Below are 524 nucleotides of genomic sequence, written 5' to 3' on the forward strand. Positions count from 1 at the left end.
GTAATACAATCTATGTTCAGCTATTACAATTGTCTTGCCAATCGCTTTTAACTTAACAAGTATGTTTTCAAATTTCCTTATACTGTCATAATCAAGGCTACTTGAAGGTTCGTCGAAAAAGATAATGTCTGTATCATAAATAAGTGTTCCTGCTATCGCCACCTTTTGTCTTTCTCCACCAGACAATTCAAAGATAGATTTTTTTCTTAGATGACCTATCTCCAATAAATTTAATGCTTTATCTACCTTTTCTTTTAATAAGTTCTCATCTAACCCAAGATTTTCTCCTACCAAAGCAACTTCATCTTCAACCACATCGCAAAAGAACTGATCCTTGGGATTTTGAAATACATTTCCTATATATTTTGCAAGTTCACCTTTCTGATACGAAGATATTTCTTTTCCCAAAAGCTCAATATTACCTTCTAAATTTCCTTCGTAAAAATATGGAATGAGTCCATTTAGAAGTCTTAAAAATGTTGTTTTCCCACATCCTGAAAGACCTGTTAATACAACTATCTCTC

At 32.4% G+C, this 524-nt stretch carries 1 protein-coding gene; it reads right to left on the reverse strand.

What is annotated here, in order from left to right:
• A partial coding sequence (locus ACYU87_RS27705) for an ABC transporter ATP-binding protein (RefSeq protein ID WP_461137238.1) occupies nucleotides 1-524 on the reverse strand: 524 nt, incomplete at both ends.

This window comes from Spirosoma lituiforme (genome assembly GCF_054776635.1).